A 15,561-nucleotide genomic window follows, 5' to 3' on the forward strand; every position below is an offset into this window, starting at 1 on the left:
CTTCCAGCTGGTCCCCGCCATAGCCGCTGACGATGATGACCGGTAGCTCCGGCCGCAGCGCCCGCGCGCGCGCGGCCAGCTCGGTGCCGGCCAGCTCGGGCATGGACTCGTCGCTCAGCAGCGCGTCCCAGCGCTGCGGGTCGGCCTCGAACTGCGCCAGCGCCGCTGCCGCCGAGGCGAAGCCCACCGGCTCATAGCCGAGCTGAGCCAGCATGTCCTCGGTCGCCTCCAGCAGCGCGGCCTCGTCGTCGACGACCATCACCACCTGGCCGCGGCCCTGCGGGGGCGTCTCGCAAGCCGAGTCACGCGCGGCGATGTCCGCGGCGTCCCCGTCATCGGCCAGCGGCAGCCACAGCGCGAAGCGGCTGCCGCGGCCGGCCGTGGTCTGCACGTCGATCGCGCCGCCCAGGTCGGCCACGATGCTGTGCACCACCGACAGGCCCAGCCCCGTGCCCTCGCCGACCCGCTTGGTGCTGAAGAAGGGATCGAACATGCGCACCAGCACCTCGGGCGTGATGCCGGTGCCGCTGTCGCTGACCGCCAGGCAGGCCCAGGCGCCCGCCTCCACCTGGCCGTGGCTGAGCCGGCAGCCCTGGCGCAGCAGGCTGCGTTCCAGCGTCACGCCCAGGCGCCCGCCCTGCGGCAGCATCGCCCCTACCGCGTTGGTGCAGAGGTTGGCGACCAGCTGGTGGATCTGCGTCGGGTCGCCCTGGATGGCGGCGCCGGCGCCGGCCAGCGCCGTCTCCAGCTGCACCTGCGGCGGCAGGTTGGGCGCCAGCAGGGCCAGCGCCTCCTCCACGGCCGGCTGCAGCGGCACCCGCACCCGCTCGCGCAGGCTGCTGCGGCTGAAATCCAGGATGCGCCGCACCAGCAGCCGCGCCCGCTCGCCGCCCTGCATCACGCGGTCGATATGCCGGCGCAGCGGGCTGCCCTCGGGGGCGTCGCGCTGCGCCATCTCGCCGTGGCCGAGGATGGCGCCGAGGATGTTGTTGAAGTCGTGAGCGATGCCGCCAGCCAGCGTGCCCAGCGCCTCCAGGTGCTGGGCCTGGCGCAGCTGCGCCTCCAGCTGCGCGCGCTCCGCCTCGGCCGCGTCGAGCCGGCGCAGCTGGCGGATCAGCAGGCCCATCGTCGCCAGGCCCACCAGCGTCACCAGCACCGCGCGCACCGCGATGCTGGTGATGTCGTAGCGCCAGGGGCGCAGCACGTCCTCGGCGTCGCGCGAGACGGCCAGGATCAGCGGCCGCTCCGACACCGAGGTGGCGACGATGAACTTGTCGCGCCCGTCCACCGGGCTGCGGCGGCGCGAGGCCGGCTTGTCCTTCTGCGCGGCGATCTCGGGGAAGCGCGCATCGAAGGGCGCCTGCGCATGCTCCGGATGGCGCACCACGAGGCGCCCGTCGTCGAAGGTCAGCACCAGGGCGCTGTAGGGGCCCAGGTGGATCGCGTCGTAGACCTCGCGCAGGTCGTCCAGCGCCACGCTGGCGCTCACGACGCCGTCGAAGCTGCCGTCCTCCCGCTCCAGCCGGCGCGAGACCACCAGCGCCGCGCGCTTCTGGCTGCGGGTGACGATCGGCGGGTTGATGTACAGGCCCTCATGCGCCTGGTCGCGCTGGGCGGTGAAGTAGGGCCGGTCGCTCACGTCGGCCAGCGGCTCGCCGGTGGCGCGCGAGCGGTAGCGCTGCCACCCGCTGGCATCGACGAGGGTCAGCACGCTGACGTAGGGCGTGGCGTTGGCGCGCGAGGCCAGCGCCATCTGGATGGCCGGCTCCGGCATCTGGCGGCCGCTGCCCTGGTACCAGAGCGCGGTGTCGGTCAGCAGCAGGTCCACCGCCTGCAGGCTGCGCTCGGCCTCCTCGGACAGCGCCCGCGCCAGGTTGGCCAGCTCGCGCTCGGCCGATTCGGTGACCTGCTCGTACAGGCGCCAGGCGTCGTAGACCGAGGCCGCGATGAACACGCCGATCAGCGACAGGCCGATGGCGATGGTCCAGCGCTGCAGCCTCAGCCAGGGATTCATCGCGGGTGCAGCGCGGCGTCCACGGCGGCCAGCAGCTCGGCGCGCGTACAGGGCTTGGCGAGCAGGCGCGCCAGGCCCAGCTCGCGCAGCAGCGGCGAGCCCGGCGGCAGGCTGGCGCGCAGCTGCGTGGACAGCCCGACGATGCGCACGCCCGGCCAGGCCACGCGCAGCGGCGCCAGCAGCGCGGCACCGCGCTCGCGCGGACGCGGCAAGTCGATCACCACCAAGGCCACTGCGGTTCCCCCTCCGCTTGCACCCCGCTGCGCCAGCACCACATCGTGGCCTGCCGCCGCCAGCCACTCGGCCAGCAGCGCACGCACGGGCTCGTCCTCGTCGATCACGATCACGCTCGCCATGCGGTCGATTGAACGCCCCGTTCATGGCGGCAGGATTTCAAGGCATGACGGCGAATTTCAGCTGTAACGGAAGCCGCTGCCCAAACTGTCACCCACGTGCTAGCGTAACGGACATGGACCGGCCTTCCCACATCCTTGTCGTCGACGACGACGCCGCGATGCGCGAGCTGATCGCCGACTACCTCGGCGAGAACGAGCTGCAGGTCACCACGGTGGCCAGCGGCACCGCGATGAACCGGGTGCTGGCCGAGGAGGTGGTGGACCTGGTGGTGCTGGACCTGCGCCTGGGCGGCGAGGACGGCATGACGCTGGCCCGCCGGCTGCGCGAGAGCGGCAGCCCGCTGCCGGTGATCATCGTCACCGGCAAGACCGAGGAGGCCGACCGGGTGATGGGCCTGGAGCTCGGCGCCGACGACTACATCACCAAGCCCTTCAGCCCGCGCGAGCTGCTGGCCCGCATCCGCGCGGTGCTGCGCCGCTACCAGCTGGTGCGCGAGCTGCGGCCGGGGCGCGACGAGAAGCAGCTGCGCGCCTACCGCTTCGCCGGCTGGGAGCTGAACCTGCGCAGCCGCCGGCTCAGCACGCCCGACGGGCAGCGCGTGGAACTCTCCAACGGCGAGTTCAACCTGCTGCAGGCGCTGTGCGCCGCGCCGCAGCGGGTGCTGACGCGCGACCAGCTGCTGGACCTGTCGCGCCTGCACGGGGCCGAGGTCTACGACCGCTCCATCGACGTGCAGATCCTGCGTCTGCGCCGCAAGATCGAGGTCGATCCGGCCAGCCCCCGCTTCATCCGCACCGAGCGGGGGGCGGGGTATGTGTTCGATACCCCGGTCGACGTGCTCGCCTAGCCGAGGCGGAACACACCCACCACCGCAGACAGCCGCTCCGCCTGCTCCCGCAGGCTCTCCGTCGCGGCCGACGATTCCTCCACCAGCGCCGCGTTCTGCTGCGTCATCTGGTCCAGCTGCCCCACCGCCACGTTGACCTGCGCGATGCCCTGGCTCTGCTCGCCGGCGGCGGTGGTGATCTCGCCGACGATCTCGTTGACGCGGCGCACCCGTTCCACCAGCTGCGCCATCGTGCCGCCGGCCTGCCGGACCAGCGCCGAACCGGCCTCCACCCGCTCGACCGAGGCGCCGATCAGCGACTTGATCTCGCGCGCCGCCCCGGCGCTGCGCTGCGCCAGCGAACGCACCTCGGACGCGACCACCGCGAAGCCGCGGCCCTGCTCGCCGGCCCGCGCCGCCTCCACCGCCGCGTTCAGCGCGAGGATGTTGGTCTGGAAGGCGATGCCGTCGATCACGCCGATGATGTCGCCGATGCGGCGCGAGCTGTCGTTGATCTGCTCCATCGTGGCCACCACCTGGCCGACCACGCTGCCGCCCTCGCGGGCCGCCTCGGCCGCCGAACTGGCGAGTTGTCGGGCCGCGCGGGCGGAGTCGGCCGTCTGCGCCACGGTGCCGGTCAGCTCCTCCATCGAGCCCGCCGTCTGCTGCAGGCTGGAGGCCGCGGCCTCGGTGCGGGCCGAGAGGTCGTGGTTGCCGCTGGCGATCTGGCTGCTGGCGGTGGAGATGCCGTCCACCACGCCGCGCACCTCGTTCAGCGACTGCTGCAGCGCCGTGCGCATCGCATCCAGCGCGCGCAGCAGGCGGCCGGTCTCGTCGCCGGCGTAGCGGGCCTGCGGGGCGCCGCGCAGGTCCATGTCGGCGATCGCCTGCGCCATGCGCTCGGCGCTGCGCAGCGGGCCGGTGATGCTGCCGGTCAGCAGCCAGGCGAGCAGCACGCTCAGGGCGAGGCTCGCGGCGACGCTGGCGCCCACCAGCCAGGTGGTGCGCACGCGCAGTTCCTCGATGCGGCGGGCGCCCTCGTCGAGCTGCTGGCGCTGCGCGTCGACCAGTTGCCGCACCATCGCCAGGTAGGCGGCAGAGCCCGGATCGAACTGCTCGGTGAAGGCCTTCAGCGCGCCGGCCGAATCGCCCTCCTTCTTCAGCCGGTAGACCTCGTCGCGCGCCGTCAGGTAGGTCTTGCGCGCGGCGGCGATCTTCTCGAACAGCGCCCGCTCGGCCGGCGTGTCCATCTGCTGCTCCAGCTGCTTCTGCAGCTCGTTGGTCTGGCGCACCGCCTCGGCGCTGAAGGGCGCGAAATAGTCGGCCAGCGAGGGGTCGCTGCTCTTGGCGATGGCCGCCGCGCGCTGCACGCCGCCGTAGACGTTGAGGTACCAGTCGCTGGCGCGGCGTTCGGCGGTCAGGTCGTTGCCGACCATCAGCGCCACCTCGCGGCTCACCGTGCGCAGCTGCGCGATCGCGAACAGGCTGCCCAGCAGGGTCAGCAGCAGGATGATGCCCAGCACCAGGGCCAGGCGCCGGCCGATGGGCAGGCGGTCGAGATGGAAGGCTTTGCTGTTCATGCGGGACTTTCTTCCGGACAGGATGGAGGGATCACGGCAGGCTGGGCCGGCAGGGCTGCATCACGATGCGGCCCGCATTGCGGGCGCAACGGCGCGGGTTACAACTGAAGTCGACGGCCGGGCACTCAGCTCAACCACTGCGCGAACGGCAGATAGATCCGGCTGCCCGCGGCCACGTCCGCCAGGTCCGGCGGCTGCCAGGCGATGCCCGAGGCGTCCGCCAGGCAGGCCGGCGTCATGCCGCAGGCGGCCAGCACGATGCGCTCGCCGCTCTCGATGCGTTCGCGCACCAGGCTCATGCCGGTGGGCGTGCTCTCGTCGGTGGTGGCGATCAGCCGCGTGCCGGGCAGCGCGTCGCCGCGGCCCTGCAGGCGGCGGATCAGCGGGACCGCATGGGTCACGTAGGTGGACAGCGCCAGCCGCGGCGCGGGGTCGAGGAAGAGCACCAGCGTGCCGTTGGCGAGCCGGCTCACCGGCAAGGCGCCGATGCGCTGCCGCACCGGCAGCGCGCCCGGCTCGCCGATCACGAACACCAGCTCGCAGCGCGGCGCGAACATCTCCAGCGCCAGGCCGAGGCGGTGAATCGGCTCGTCCATGCCGGCGGCCAGCGCGCGGCCGCCCATCTGCTCGAACACGCCGGCGATCAGCGGCGCGGCGGCGCCTTCCGCCGCCCCGGCCAGCGCGACGACGCCGGCCCGCAGGCGCGGACGCACGGCCAGCGTGCGGCGGCCTGCGGCCACCAGCAGCGGCAGCTGGCGCCAGTGCAGCAGCGTGCCGGCCGGCAGCGCGGCCACCGGCTCGGCCAGCACGCGGCCGACGGCGGCGCCGAGCGACACGCGCTCATGCTGGTCGGCCGCGTGCGCGGCGCCGAGGTCGCGAACCTGGCCCAGCAGTTCCTGCCAGCGGGCCAGGCTCGGCGGACCGGACAAGGGGGTATCGGACGGTGGGAGTTTGGACATGGACGGATGGTCGGGGCGCGGCGCCGCACGACAAGGGCACAGACGGACGCTCCGTCGAGGCATACAGTTAGGCCTCCACGTCCGAAAGCCCTTTGAACCACGATGAGTGCCGCCACGACGCTCTTCGAGCAGCTCTGCACCGACCTCGCGCAGTCGATCGCCAGCGGCGTGCTGCGCCCGGGCACCCGCCTGCCGTCACTGCGCGAGACCAGCAAGACGCGGCGCCTGAGCATCACCACCGTCAAGCGCGCCTACCAGTTGCTGGAGACGCAAGGCCTGGTCGAGGGCCGGCCCAAGTCCGGCTACTTCGTGCGCATGCGGCGCAACGAGCCGCCGGAGGTGTGCCTGGCGCCGCGCCCGGCCGCGCCCGAGGGCGGGGACGGCGACGTCAGCGGCATCGTGCTGTCCACGCTGAAGGCGATCACCCTGCGCGAGGCGGCCCGCTTCGGCTCGCCCTACCCGGACCCGACGCTGTTCCCCTGGCGGCGGATCCACCAGCGCATGGGCGAGGTGGCGCGGCGCTACAGCGTCTGGGACCCGCTGGACGACATCCCGCCCGGCCGCCCGGACCTGATCCGCGAGATCGCCCGCCGCCACCTGCACAACGGGCTGGACGCCGACCCGCGCGAGATCATCGTCACCGTCGGCGCCACCGAGGCGATCAACCTGTGCCTGCAGGCGGTGGCGAAGGCGGGCGACGCGATCGCGGTGGAGTCGCCCTGCTACTTCGGCATGCTGCAGGCGATCGAGCGGCTGGGCCTGCGCGCGATCGAGATCCCGGCCAGCTGCAGCGAGGGCATGGACCTGGAGGCGCTGGAAGCGGTGCTGGCGCGCGAGCCGGTGGCGGCCTGCCTGTCCATGCCCAACTTCCAGAACCCGCTGGGCTTCGTGATGCCGGAGGCGCGCAAGAAGGCCTTCGTCGAGCTCGCGCGGCGCCACCAGGTGCCGATCATCGAGAACGGCGTCTACAACGAGCTCTACTACGGCGACGCCCCGCCCACCACGCTGAAGTGCCACGACAGCGAGGGCCTGGTGCTGTTCTGCGGCTCCTTCTCGAAATCGCTGGCGGCGGGCGTGCGCGTCGGCTGGGTGATGCCGGGGCGCTGGCGCGAGCAGGTCGAGAAGCTGAAGTTCCTGAACACCGCCTCCACCTCGGGCATCAGCCAGATGGCGCTGGCCAAGTACCTGGTCAGCGACGGCTGGGACTACCTGCTGCGCGGCGTGCGCCGCACGCTGGAGCAGCGGCGCGACATCATGCGCGGCATGGTGCAGCGCTTCTTCCCCGCGGGCACCCACTGCTCGATGCCGCAGGGCGGCTACCTGCTGTGGGTGGAAATGCCCGACGCGATCGACGGGCTGGAGCTGCACCGGCAGGCGCTGCTGCAGGGCATCGCGATCGCGCCGGGCCGGGTCTTCGGCATCAGCGAGCGCTACCGCAACTGCCTGCGGCTGAACTACAGCTACGAGACCAAGGCCGAGATGGAAGCGGCCTTCCGGCGCCTGGCCGACCTGGTGGCCGCGGCGATGCCGGGGCCCTGCCTGCCGCCGCCTCTCAGCTTGCCAGCTGCCGCAGCAGCGCAATGAAGCGAAGGGTGGCGGGCGAGTCGTCCGCCGCGCGCCAGACCAGGGTCAGCGGGGCATCGAGCGAGGCGGCGCCGGCCAGCGGGTGGTAGCTGATCGCATCGGCATGGGTACCGACCATCGAGGCCGGCACCACCGAGATACCGGCGCCCGAGGCCACCAGGTTCAGGTTGGTCATCATCCGCTCGACCTCGGCCACCACCCGCGGGCGGAAGCCCTGGCGCTCGCACAGCGCCATCAGGTTGGCATACAGGCCCGGCGCGCCGGGGCGGCGCACGAGGATCAGGCTGGTGTCGCGCAGCTCGGCCAGCTTGATGGTGCGCGGCCGGCCGGTCGCCGTGCGGCGGGCCAGCGGATGGTCCAGCGGCAGCGCGACCACGACCTTCTCGTACAGCAGCGGCTCGAACTGCAGCTCCGCCGGCCGCTGCACCGGCACCCTCAGCAGCCCGCAGTGCAGGCGCGAGGACTGCACGGCCTCGATGATGCCGGCGGCGTTGTTCTCGCTGAGCGCCAGCGCGATGTCCGGGTACTGGCGCCGGCACTCGCGCAGCGCCTGCGGCGTGAAGCGGTGCGCCGCCGCCGAGCTGGTGAAGCCCACCGCCAGCTCGCCGCGCCGGCCTTCGGCGATGGCGCTCATGCGGCGCTCCAGTGTCTCCATCTCGCCCAGCACGTGGCGGGCTTCCTTCAGCAGCAGCCGGCCGGCGTCGGTGAGGTTCACGCCCTTCGGATGGCGCTCGAACAGGCGCAGGCCCAGCCGGGCCTCCAGCGCCGCGACCTGCTGGCTCAGCGGCGGCTGCTGGATGCCCAGCGTGGCGGCGGCGCGGGTCATGTGCCCGGCGTCTGCCACGGCGACGAAGTAGCGGAGCTGGCGGATATCCATATGACAAACATATCGAGTTTCTCGATGGAGTGTATTTGACGGTATCAATATCCGTATTCACCCTATGGCCGTCGCCAATATCCAAAACATGTCGTCGTCGGTTTGTACGTATCGATTTCTTTACTTGGCTGACCAAAATCGGCATCACACCCATACCAACGGAGACAAGCCCATGAGAACCCGCCTCGCTGCCCTTCCCCTCGCCGCCGCATTGCTGGCCGCCGCGGGCCTCGCCCACGCCGACGATCCGATCAAGATCCTGTTCGTCGGCAACAGCTATACCTTCGGCCGCGCCGATCCGGTGATGACCTACAACGCCGCCAACGTCCACGACCTGACCGCCGGCTTCTATGCGGCGAACCAGACCGGCACCAACCCCTGGGAGCCGCACCCCTGGGGCGGCGTGCCGGGCATCTTCAAGCAGATGACGGTGGAGGCGGGCCTGAACTACGACGTGTCCATCTCCGCGCGCAACGCCGCCACGCTGCGCGGCCAGTTCCTGAACACCGCCAACGCCGACTGGAACATGCGCGGCAACGTCGCCTCGCAGGACTGGGGCGTCGTCGTGCTGCAGGAGCAGAGCGACGCGCCGCTGCCGGCCGGCAAGGGCAAGAACGCCAACGCCGCCCAGTTCCAGGCCTACGCCAACCAGTTCGAGCGCTTCATCCACAACGGCTCCGCGCAGACCTACACCGAGACCCAGCTCTACGGCAGCCTGGCCGCCTGCATGGCCACCGGCCTGAGCTCGGGCTCCTGCAACACCTCGCGCGTGATCCCGGCCAACCCCAATGCCGACGCCAACACCAAGGTCTACCTGACCGACACCTGGGCCCGGCCCGACATGGCCTTCGCCCACAAGAACATCACCAACGACCCGAGCACGCCCGACGGCGCGCCCATCCTCGACGGCACCGGGACCAACGCGACGCTGTACTACACCAACCTGCAGGACATGACGACCGACCTGCACAACACGATCTACGCGGCAGCCGCCGCGAACCCGAAGTTCGCCGGCGTGGTGCCGGCCGGCGACGCCTTCCAGCTGGCCGTCAACAGCGGACTGGCGGCGGCCACCGGCTTCTACGATTCCAACGGCGTCTGGCAGACACCCAGCGGCGGCATCGACCTGTGGTGGAAGGACCGCCTGCACGCCAGCAAGTACGGCTCCTACCTCGATGCGCTGGTGCAGTTCGGCACCATCACCGGCAAGGATCCGCTGTCGCTGGGCGCCGGCGAGCAGGCGGCGCTGGACCTGGGCATCGACAGCGCCACCGCGCTGGCGCTGGAGAAGGTGGCCAGCGCGCAGCTGGGCTTCACCGCCGCGGTGCCGGAGCCGGGCAGCTGGGCGCTGTTCGGCGCCGGGCTGGCGGTGATCGCCGGGCTGCGCCAGCGCCGCCAGCAACCCCGGTAAGGGGGCGGTCCTCGGCGTCGCTTACAGTGACGCCGATGACGAACCGACTGCAAGAAGAGGCGCAACGCCTCTACCCGCCGCCGCTGCCCGACGGGCGCGTGCGCGCGCTGCGGATCGAGCTGGCGCGGCCGGCGGACTGGACGGCGCTCGGCGCCGTGTGGCGCGGCGTGCAGGCCGAACTGGACCTGCCGGCGCCGGCGATCGCGATCAACGGGCGGGACGGCTATCAGCTGTGGTTCTCGCTGGGCGAGCCGGTGGCGGCCGGCGAGGCGCTGGCGTTCGGCGAGGCCCTGCGGTGGCGCTGGCTGGGCGAGGTGGCCGATTCGCGGCTGGCACTAACGTCGACCATCGACGGCAGCCTGCCGCCCTTGCAATGCGCCGACGAGCAATGGGCCGCCTTCGTCGCGCCAGACCTGGCGCCGGTATTCGAGGAGACCCCGTGGCTGGACATGGCGCCGGGAGCGGAGGGCCAGGCGGACCTGCTGTCGAGGCTGCAGCCGATCAAGGCGGCGGCCTGGCAGGAAGCGGTGCGGCGGCTGGGTCTCACCGGCGGTGAGGTGGCACGGCCTGACCCCGGGAGCACCGCGGACGAGACCGACCCGCGCGCCTTCCTGCGCCGCGTGATGAACGATCCGACGGTCGAGATGGCCTTGCGGATCGAGGCGGCGAAGGTGTTGTTGGCGAACTCGCGTTAGACATCCACAAGGAGACCCCGATGTCCATCGAACTCTGGCTTGCCTTCGTTGCCGCCTCGGCCGTCCTGCTGATCATCCCCGGGCCCACGATCCTCACGGTCATCAGCTATTCGATGGCGCATGGCCGCCGTGCCAATGTGCCGCTCGTCGCCGCCGTGGCCCTTGGCGATTCGACCGCCCTGGTCGTTTCGTTGCTGGGCCTGGGCGCGCTGCTCGCCACATCGGCCTTCTGGTTCACCGCCGTCAAGCTCGTGGGCGGCCTGTATCTGCTGTACCTGGGCATCAGGCTGCTGCGCGCCGGCGCGGGGGCCGCGGAGATCGCCGAAGCCGCGGCGGCGCCAGCTTCGCGCTGGAAGCTGTTCATCAACACCTATCTGGTGACTGCACTCAACCCGAAGGGCATCGTGTTCTTCGTCGCCTTCCTGCCTCAGTTCATCAAGCCGGACGAGGCCGTTTCCAGGCAGCTCTGGGTGCTTGCCGTCACCTTCGTCGTCATGGCGACGCTCAATGCAACGCTGTACGCGGTCTTCGCGGCTTCCGCGCGAAAGGTGCTTTCCTCGCCCCGGTCGAAGCGCTGGTTCAATCTCGCGGGTGGTTCGCTGCTGTCAGCGGCGGGCGTGTGGGCGCTGCTGGCCAAGCGGCCGGTGTGAAGGCGGTCGTGTCGTCCATCGCGCTTCACGACGCATCGGTTCCCGTCTTCCTGCGCTACCTCGATCGCCTTCGCGGCCTCGTGGACACTGCCGGGGCCTTCGCCGAGCAGCACGCGCGGCCGATGGCCGATCTGCTCGCGGCCCGCCTCGCGCCCGACATGCTGCCCTTCGAGACCCAGGTGGTCATCGCCGCCAACTTCGCCTTGCGCGCATGCTTCCCGCTGGCGGGGCTGGCCATTCCCCCGTATGGCGAGTTCCCTTCAAGCAGCGACGGCCTTCGCCGCAGGATCGACCGAGTGGCTTCGCTGCTGAAGACGCTCGAGCCCCAGCGGTTCGAGGGCGCCGAATCGCGCGTCATCGAAAGCAGAGCCGGCGATGCGCTGGTCGCACTCAAGGGGCCCGAGTTCCTTCTCCAGTACGCCCTGCCCAACTTCTTCTTCCATCTCACCGCAGCCTATGCGGTGCTGCGCAGCCAGGGCGTGCCGCTCGGCAAGGAGAGCTACGATGGCTTTCATTGCTACCGGGAGCAGCCCTGACGACGCCGCATGCAGCGCTACCGAAGGAAGCCGCTCGACAACCCTCGGGAACCGCTGATGACAAGACGTCTCAAAGCCCTCGCCATCGGCCTCCTGTCGGTGCTGATGCTCGCCGCCTGCGGGCCGATCGATTCGCTCAAGGACGGCATGGCGCACTCGGCAGCCGTCTCCGCCGACCTCGAAAAGTCCCTGGGCCTGAAGTCATTCGTCGGCTTCAACTGGAACAACGGCGCGCTCACCAACGTCAACGTGACCTTCCAGGGCCTGCCCGACGGCGTCCCGCTCGCCACCATCGCCGAGAAGTCGAAGGAGGCCGTAGTCGCCGAGTTCAAGCAGACACCCAAGCAGATCGTCATCGCCTTCGCGATCGAGCCCTGACGCCCCGTCTGCGAAACGCGCCCGCCATGATCACTCCCTGCACTTCGATCGAGCAGCCCGGCTGGCTGGCCTTGCGCCGCACGCTCTGGCCCGAGGGAACGGATGACGAACACCTGGCCGAGATGGCCGAGTTCATCGGCGAGCCGCAGCGCTTCGCGCAGTTCATCGCCTGCACGGACCAAGGCGAGCCCATCGGCTTCATCGAACTGGCCTTGCGGCATGACTACGTCAACGGCACGGAGAGTTCACCTGTGGCCTTCCTCGAAGGCATCTACGTGGCGCCAGCCCACCGCGGCCGCGGCACGGCCCGCGATCTGGTCGCCGCCGCCATGGCATGGGCACGCCAGCATCGCTGCATCGAACTCGCTTCCGACGCGCCACTCGACAACGAAGCCAGCCAGGCGATGCACCGCTCGCTGGGCTTCGAGGAGACCGAGCGTGTCGTCTACTTCCGCAAGCGGCTGGCCGCGCAACAATGACGCCTCCCAGCTCCTTGGCCTCCCACACACCACCATGTCACGCACCCTCATCTCCTCCGGCTCCCCCTTCGAACACCAGATCGGCTACTCCCGCGCCGTCGCCCAGGGCGACTGGGTCTTCGTCTCGGGCACCACCGGCTTCGACTACGCGACGATGACGATCTCCGACGACGTCGCGGCCCAGGCCGAGCAGTGCCTGAAGAACATCGAGGCCGCGCTGCAGCAGGCCGGCGCCACGATGCGCGACGTGGTGCGCGTGACCTACGTGCTGCCCGAGGGCAGCGACTTCGAGCCCTGCTGGCCGGTGCTGCGCAGGTACTTCGGTGACGTGCGGCCGGCGGCGATGATGATCTCGGCGAAGCTGCTCGATCCGCGGATGAAGATCGAGATCGAGGTGACCGCGCTGAAGCAGGGCGCGCCTCGGCCGTGAGGCTGCGCAGGCTGCGGGCCGCGCGCGCCACGATCCTCGCCCTCGCCCTGCTGGCGGGCTGCGCCAGCGACCCCAACGAGGGCGTCTTCGTCATCAACGACGTGGTGCGGCCCAAGCTGACCGAGGCGCGGCTCAGCGAGATCCGCAGCGTCTGGACGCCCGGCTCGCAGGCGCTGTCGGAATCGACCAAGGCCCGGCGCCTGGCGTCCTACTGGATCCTGGACCTGATCGCCGACGCCGAGCTGAACTGGCGCGGCGAGTGCCGCCAGCTGGAACTCGTCGCGATCCGGCCGCGGGAGGTGGGCGTGACCCTGCCGCGTCGCGGATCGGACGGCGAGATGCACTACCTGCGGGCGGCGACCTATCACGAAGCCTGGGTGATCAATGCCTGCGGCACCCGCAGCGAGTGGCGGGTGCTCGACGACGCCGCCAACCCGCAGAATCCGATGCGGGTCTTCCGCTGGACCACCACCTGAATACTCCCCCGACGCGATGAACACCACCCTTCCCGCCACCGGCACCGCCCTCCTCGTCATCGACGTTCAGCAAGGCCTCTGCACCGGCCGCTGGGCCGCGCACGATGCCGCCGGACTGATCGAGCGGATCAACGCCGTGATGGGCCGGGCCCGCGAGGCCGGCGTGCCCGTCGTGCTGATCCAGCACGAGGACGAGGGCATGCTGACCCACGGCAGCGCCGACTGGCAGCTCGCCGATGGCCTCGTCACCGCCGCCTCCGACATGCGCCTGCGCAAGACCGTCACCGACTCCTTCCACAGGACCGACCTGCACGAGCAGCTGCAGGCACTGGGCGTCGAACGGCTGGTGATCTGCGGGCTGCAGAGCGACTTCTGCGTGGACACGACGACGCGCAGCGCGATGCGGCTGGGCTACCCGGTCACGCTGATGTCCGACGGACATTCGACGGTCGGCAACGGCGTGCTCGGTGCCGAGCAGATCATCCGGCACCACGGGCTGACGCTGTCCAATATCGAGAGCTTCGGCCCGCGGACAACCCTCGTCGCGGCGGCGGACATCGCGTTCCCGGCACGCGGCTGAGGATGCGGCTGCTCGCGATCTCCGGCAGCCTGCGCGCCGCCTCGATCAACTCGGCGCTGCTGCGCGCCGTCGGGCGGCTCGCGCCGGCGCAGGTCGACGTGCGCCTGTGCGCCCTGGTGGGCGCGCTGCCGATCTTCAATCCGGACCTGGATTGCGAAGGCGCGCTGCCGCCGCCGGTCGCCCGGCTGCGCGACGAGATCGCCGCCGCCGACGCGCTGCTGATCGCCAGCCCCGAGTACGCCCACGGCGTCAGCGGCGCGATCAAGAACACGCTGGACTGGCTGGTCAGCTTCGAGGGCTTCGTCGACAAGCCGGTGGCGGTGCTGAACAGCTCGCCGCGCGCCCATCATGCGGACGATGCGCTGCGGGAGACGCTGCTCACGATGTCCGCAAGAATCATCGGGCCGGCCTCTATCCCGATCTCGCTGCTGGGCAGCGGCATCAAGACCGAAGAGCAGATCCTGGCCTCGGCAGACGCGACTGCTGCGATCGGCCAGGTCTTCGTGGCCCTGCGCGAGGCGCTGGCCTAACCCGCCACCTTCAGGAACAGCTCCCGGTCCGGCCCGTAGTTGGCATACAGCGGCAGCAGCGCCCCGCCGATCGCACGCGCATCGGCGCCGACGGTGCCCGCCACCAGCACCGGCCGCGCCACGCCTTCCCAGTTGCAGCCCTTGTCCATCGCGCGCTCCAGCTCGGCGGTCAGCGCGGCCAGCAGCACCGGCGCGCAGTTGCCGTCGATCACGACCTGGTCGATATCCAGCAGGCAGACCGCCCCGTGGATCGCATGCGCGATCGCCGGGCTGACCTCGCGCAGCCAGGCGCGGGTCAGCGGCGCCCAGTCGCCTTCGAGGGCGCGGGCGTCGTAGACGGCCTCGCTGTCCAGCCCCTGCTCGCCGAAGCGGGCCTCGAGATTGAACAGCGAGGCGCTGGACAGCAGCTGCGGCGCGCCGGCCTTGGCGCCCAGCTGCATCGAGCCGATCGCGCCGGCATTGCCGTGCGGGCCGACGCGCAGCTGGCTGTCCAGCACGAGGCCGCCACCGATGAAGGTGTCCAGGAAGATGTAGAGGAAGCTGCCCAGGCTGCGGCCGTGGCCCATCAGCAGTTCGGCCACGCAGGCGGCGGCGGTGTCCTTGACGAACTGGACCGGCAGCCGGGTCATCGTGGCGATGCGCTCGCGGATGTCGATGCCGGCCCAGCGCGCCGCCTGCTCCGGCGCCACGCCCAGCAGCGCCTGCCAGCCATCGAGCGCCAGCGGCGCCGCCACGCCGACGCCATGCAGCCGGCCGCGCAGCCGCGCCGGCAGCGTGGCGCTCAGCTGGGACAGGCCGATGCGGATCTCGTCGAAGATCGCGTCAGGGTCGGGCCAGTCGTAGCGCAGGCTGCGGCGCTGGCGCACCTGGCCGCAGAAGTCCACCAGCAGCAGGTCCAGGCTGCGGCGGCCGATCTTGATGCCGAAGGAGAAGGCGCCGTCCGGGTTCAAGGCCATGGGCACCGAGGGCTGGCCCACCTTGCCGCGCACCGGTTCGAGCCGCTGCACCATGTCCTCGGCCTCGAGCCGCGCGATGATCACCTGCACCGTCTGCGCGGTGAGGTGGGTCAGCCGCGCGATCTCGGCCTTGGGCAGGCTGCCGTGCAGCCGGATCGCCTGCAGCACCACCCGCTCGTTGAACTGGCCCAGCCCGGAGCTGTTGGAGCCGCGGGGGGGGAGGTTGGCGGGGTCGGCGGCGGC

The 15,561-nt window shown here is 71.1% G+C and carries 18 protein-coding genes; 12 read left to right on the top strand and 6 right to left on the bottom strand.

Annotated elements, in window-relative coordinates; genetic code table 11:
- Nucleotides 1–2,014, bottom strand: a 2,014-nt coding sequence (locus B0W88_RS21485; protein ID WP_144006876.1) for an ATP-binding protein, incomplete at its 3' end; no start/stop codon positions are given.
- Nucleotides 2,011–2,370: a response regulator transcription factor gene (locus B0W88_RS21490; RefSeq protein WP_077036675.1), complete on the bottom strand. Its 360-nt coding sequence runs from the start codon at nucleotides 2,368–2,370 to the stop codon at nucleotides 2,011–2,013. The genes B0W88_RS21485 and B0W88_RS21490, both read right to left, overlap by 4 nt.
- A 113-nt stretch (nucleotides 2,371–2,483) precedes the next feature.
- Here B0W88_RS21490 and B0W88_RS21495 point away from each other — a divergent pair, with 113 nt between their 5' ends.
- Complete coding sequence (locus tag B0W88_RS21495) at nucleotides 2,484–3,218, top strand: response regulator (RefSeq protein ID WP_077036676.1); 735 nt, start codon at nucleotides 2,484–2,486, stop codon at nucleotides 3,216–3,218.
- Here the strand turns inward: B0W88_RS21495 and B0W88_RS21500 are convergent.
- The gene (locus B0W88_RS21500) at nucleotides 3,215–4,777 is read right to left on the bottom strand and encodes a methyl-accepting chemotaxis protein (RefSeq protein ID WP_077036677.1); all 1,563 of its coding nucleotides are present in this window, start codon (nucleotides 4,775–4,777) and stop codon (nucleotides 3,215–3,217) included. The two genes, B0W88_RS21495 and B0W88_RS21500, sit on opposite strands and share 4 nt — an antisense overlap.
- Nucleotides 4,778–4,902: 125 nt before the next feature.
- Nucleotides 4,903–5,706, bottom strand: coding sequence for a hypothetical protein (locus tag B0W88_RS21505; RefSeq protein ID WP_077036678.1), 804 nt, complete (start codon nucleotides 5,704–5,706; stop codon nucleotides 4,903–4,905).
- Nucleotides 5,707–5,838: 132 nt separating this feature from the next.
- Between B0W88_RS21505 and B0W88_RS21510 the strand changes: the two genes are divergently transcribed.
- Nucleotides 5,839–7,320: a PLP-dependent aminotransferase family protein gene (locus B0W88_RS21510; RefSeq protein ID WP_077036679.1), complete on the top strand. Its 1,482-nt coding sequence runs from the start codon at nucleotides 5,839–5,841 to the stop codon at nucleotides 7,318–7,320.
- Here the strand turns inward: B0W88_RS21510 and B0W88_RS21515 are convergent.
- Complete coding sequence (locus B0W88_RS21515) at nucleotides 7,289–8,197, bottom strand: LysR family transcriptional regulator (RefSeq protein ID WP_077036680.1); 909 nt, start codon at nucleotides 8,195–8,197, stop codon at nucleotides 7,289–7,291. The genes B0W88_RS21510 and B0W88_RS21515 overlap by 32 nt on opposite strands.
- A 172-nt stretch (nucleotides 8,198–8,369) precedes the next feature.
- On the opposite strand from B0W88_RS21515, the gene B0W88_RS34445 reads away from it, so the two are divergent.
- Genes B0W88_RS34445 through B0W88_RS21565 form a run of 10 tightly spaced genes read left to right on the top strand, consistent with a single transcriptional unit; the run spans nucleotide 8,370 to nucleotide 14,362 of the window.
- A complete protein-coding gene (locus B0W88_RS34445; RefSeq protein ID WP_198937901.1) occupies nucleotides 8,370–9,608 on the top strand; it encodes a PEP-CTERM sorting domain-containing protein in 1,239 nt (412 codons plus the stop codon).
- Between the two features lie 35 nt (nucleotides 9,609–9,643).
- On the top strand, nucleotides 9,644–10,303 hold the full coding sequence (locus B0W88_RS21525; RefSeq protein ID WP_077036682.1) for a hypothetical protein: 660 nt from the start codon (nucleotides 9,644–9,646) through the stop codon (nucleotides 10,301–10,303).
- A 20-nt stretch (nucleotides 10,304–10,323) separates the two neighbouring features.
- Nucleotides 10,324–10,953 carry a LysE family translocator gene (locus B0W88_RS21530; protein WP_077036683.1) on the top strand — a complete coding sequence of 210 codons (630 nt, stop codon included), beginning with the start codon at nucleotides 10,324–10,326 and terminating at the stop codon, nucleotides 10,951–10,953.
- On the top strand, nucleotides 10,950–11,489 hold the full coding sequence (locus tag B0W88_RS21535; protein WP_158080909.1) for a DUF1993 family protein: 540 nt from the start codon (nucleotides 10,950–10,952) through the stop codon (nucleotides 11,487–11,489). Before B0W88_RS21530 ends, B0W88_RS21535 begins: the two co-directional genes overlap by 4 nt.
- 9 nt (nucleotides 11,490–11,498) lie before the next feature.
- Nucleotides 11,499–11,867 carry a hypothetical protein gene (locus B0W88_RS21540; RefSeq protein WP_144006878.1) on the top strand — a complete coding sequence of 123 codons (369 nt, stop codon included), beginning with the start codon at nucleotides 11,499–11,501 and terminating at the stop codon, nucleotides 11,865–11,867.
- Nucleotides 11,868–11,893: 26 nt separating this feature from the next.
- Nucleotides 11,894–12,346, top strand: coding sequence for an aminoglycoside 6'-N-acetyltransferase (gene aac(6') / locus B0W88_RS21545; RefSeq protein ID WP_077036685.1), 453 nt, complete (start codon nucleotides 11,894–11,896; stop codon nucleotides 12,344–12,346).
- 34 nt (nucleotides 12,347–12,380) lie between these two features.
- Nucleotides 12,381–12,776, top strand: a complete 396-nt coding sequence (locus tag B0W88_RS21550) for a RidA family protein (protein WP_077036686.1) — start codon at nucleotides 12,381–12,383, stop codon at nucleotides 12,774–12,776.
- The gene (locus B0W88_RS21555) at nucleotides 12,773–13,252 is read left to right on the top strand and encodes a hypothetical protein (protein ID WP_077036687.1); all 480 of its coding nucleotides are present in this window, start codon (nucleotides 12,773–12,775) and stop codon (nucleotides 13,250–13,252) included. The genes B0W88_RS21550 and B0W88_RS21555 overlap by 4 nt, the downstream gene beginning before the upstream one ends.
- A gap of 16 nt (nucleotides 13,253–13,268) precedes the next feature.
- On the top strand, nucleotides 13,269–13,832 hold the full coding sequence (locus B0W88_RS21560; protein ID WP_077036688.1) for a cysteine hydrolase family protein: 564 nt from the start codon (nucleotides 13,269–13,271) through the stop codon (nucleotides 13,830–13,832).
- A 2-nt stretch (nucleotides 13,833–13,834) separates the two neighbouring features.
- Nucleotides 13,835–14,362, top strand: a complete 528-nt coding sequence (locus tag B0W88_RS21565; RefSeq protein WP_077036689.1) for an NADPH-dependent FMN reductase — start codon at nucleotides 13,835–13,837, stop codon at nucleotides 14,360–14,362.
- Here B0W88_RS21565 and B0W88_RS21570 read toward each other — a convergent pair.
- Nucleotides 14,359–15,561: ROK family transcriptional regulator (locus B0W88_RS21570; protein ID WP_233151796.1), on the bottom strand; the 1,203-nt coding region annotated here is incomplete at its 5' end. The two genes, B0W88_RS21565 and B0W88_RS21570, sit on opposite strands and share 4 nt — an antisense overlap.

The sequence above is a fragment of the Pelomonas sp. KK5 genome (genome assembly GCF_001984095.1).
Lineage (GTDB): Bacteria > Pseudomonadota > Gammaproteobacteria > Burkholderiales > Burkholderiaceae_C > KK5.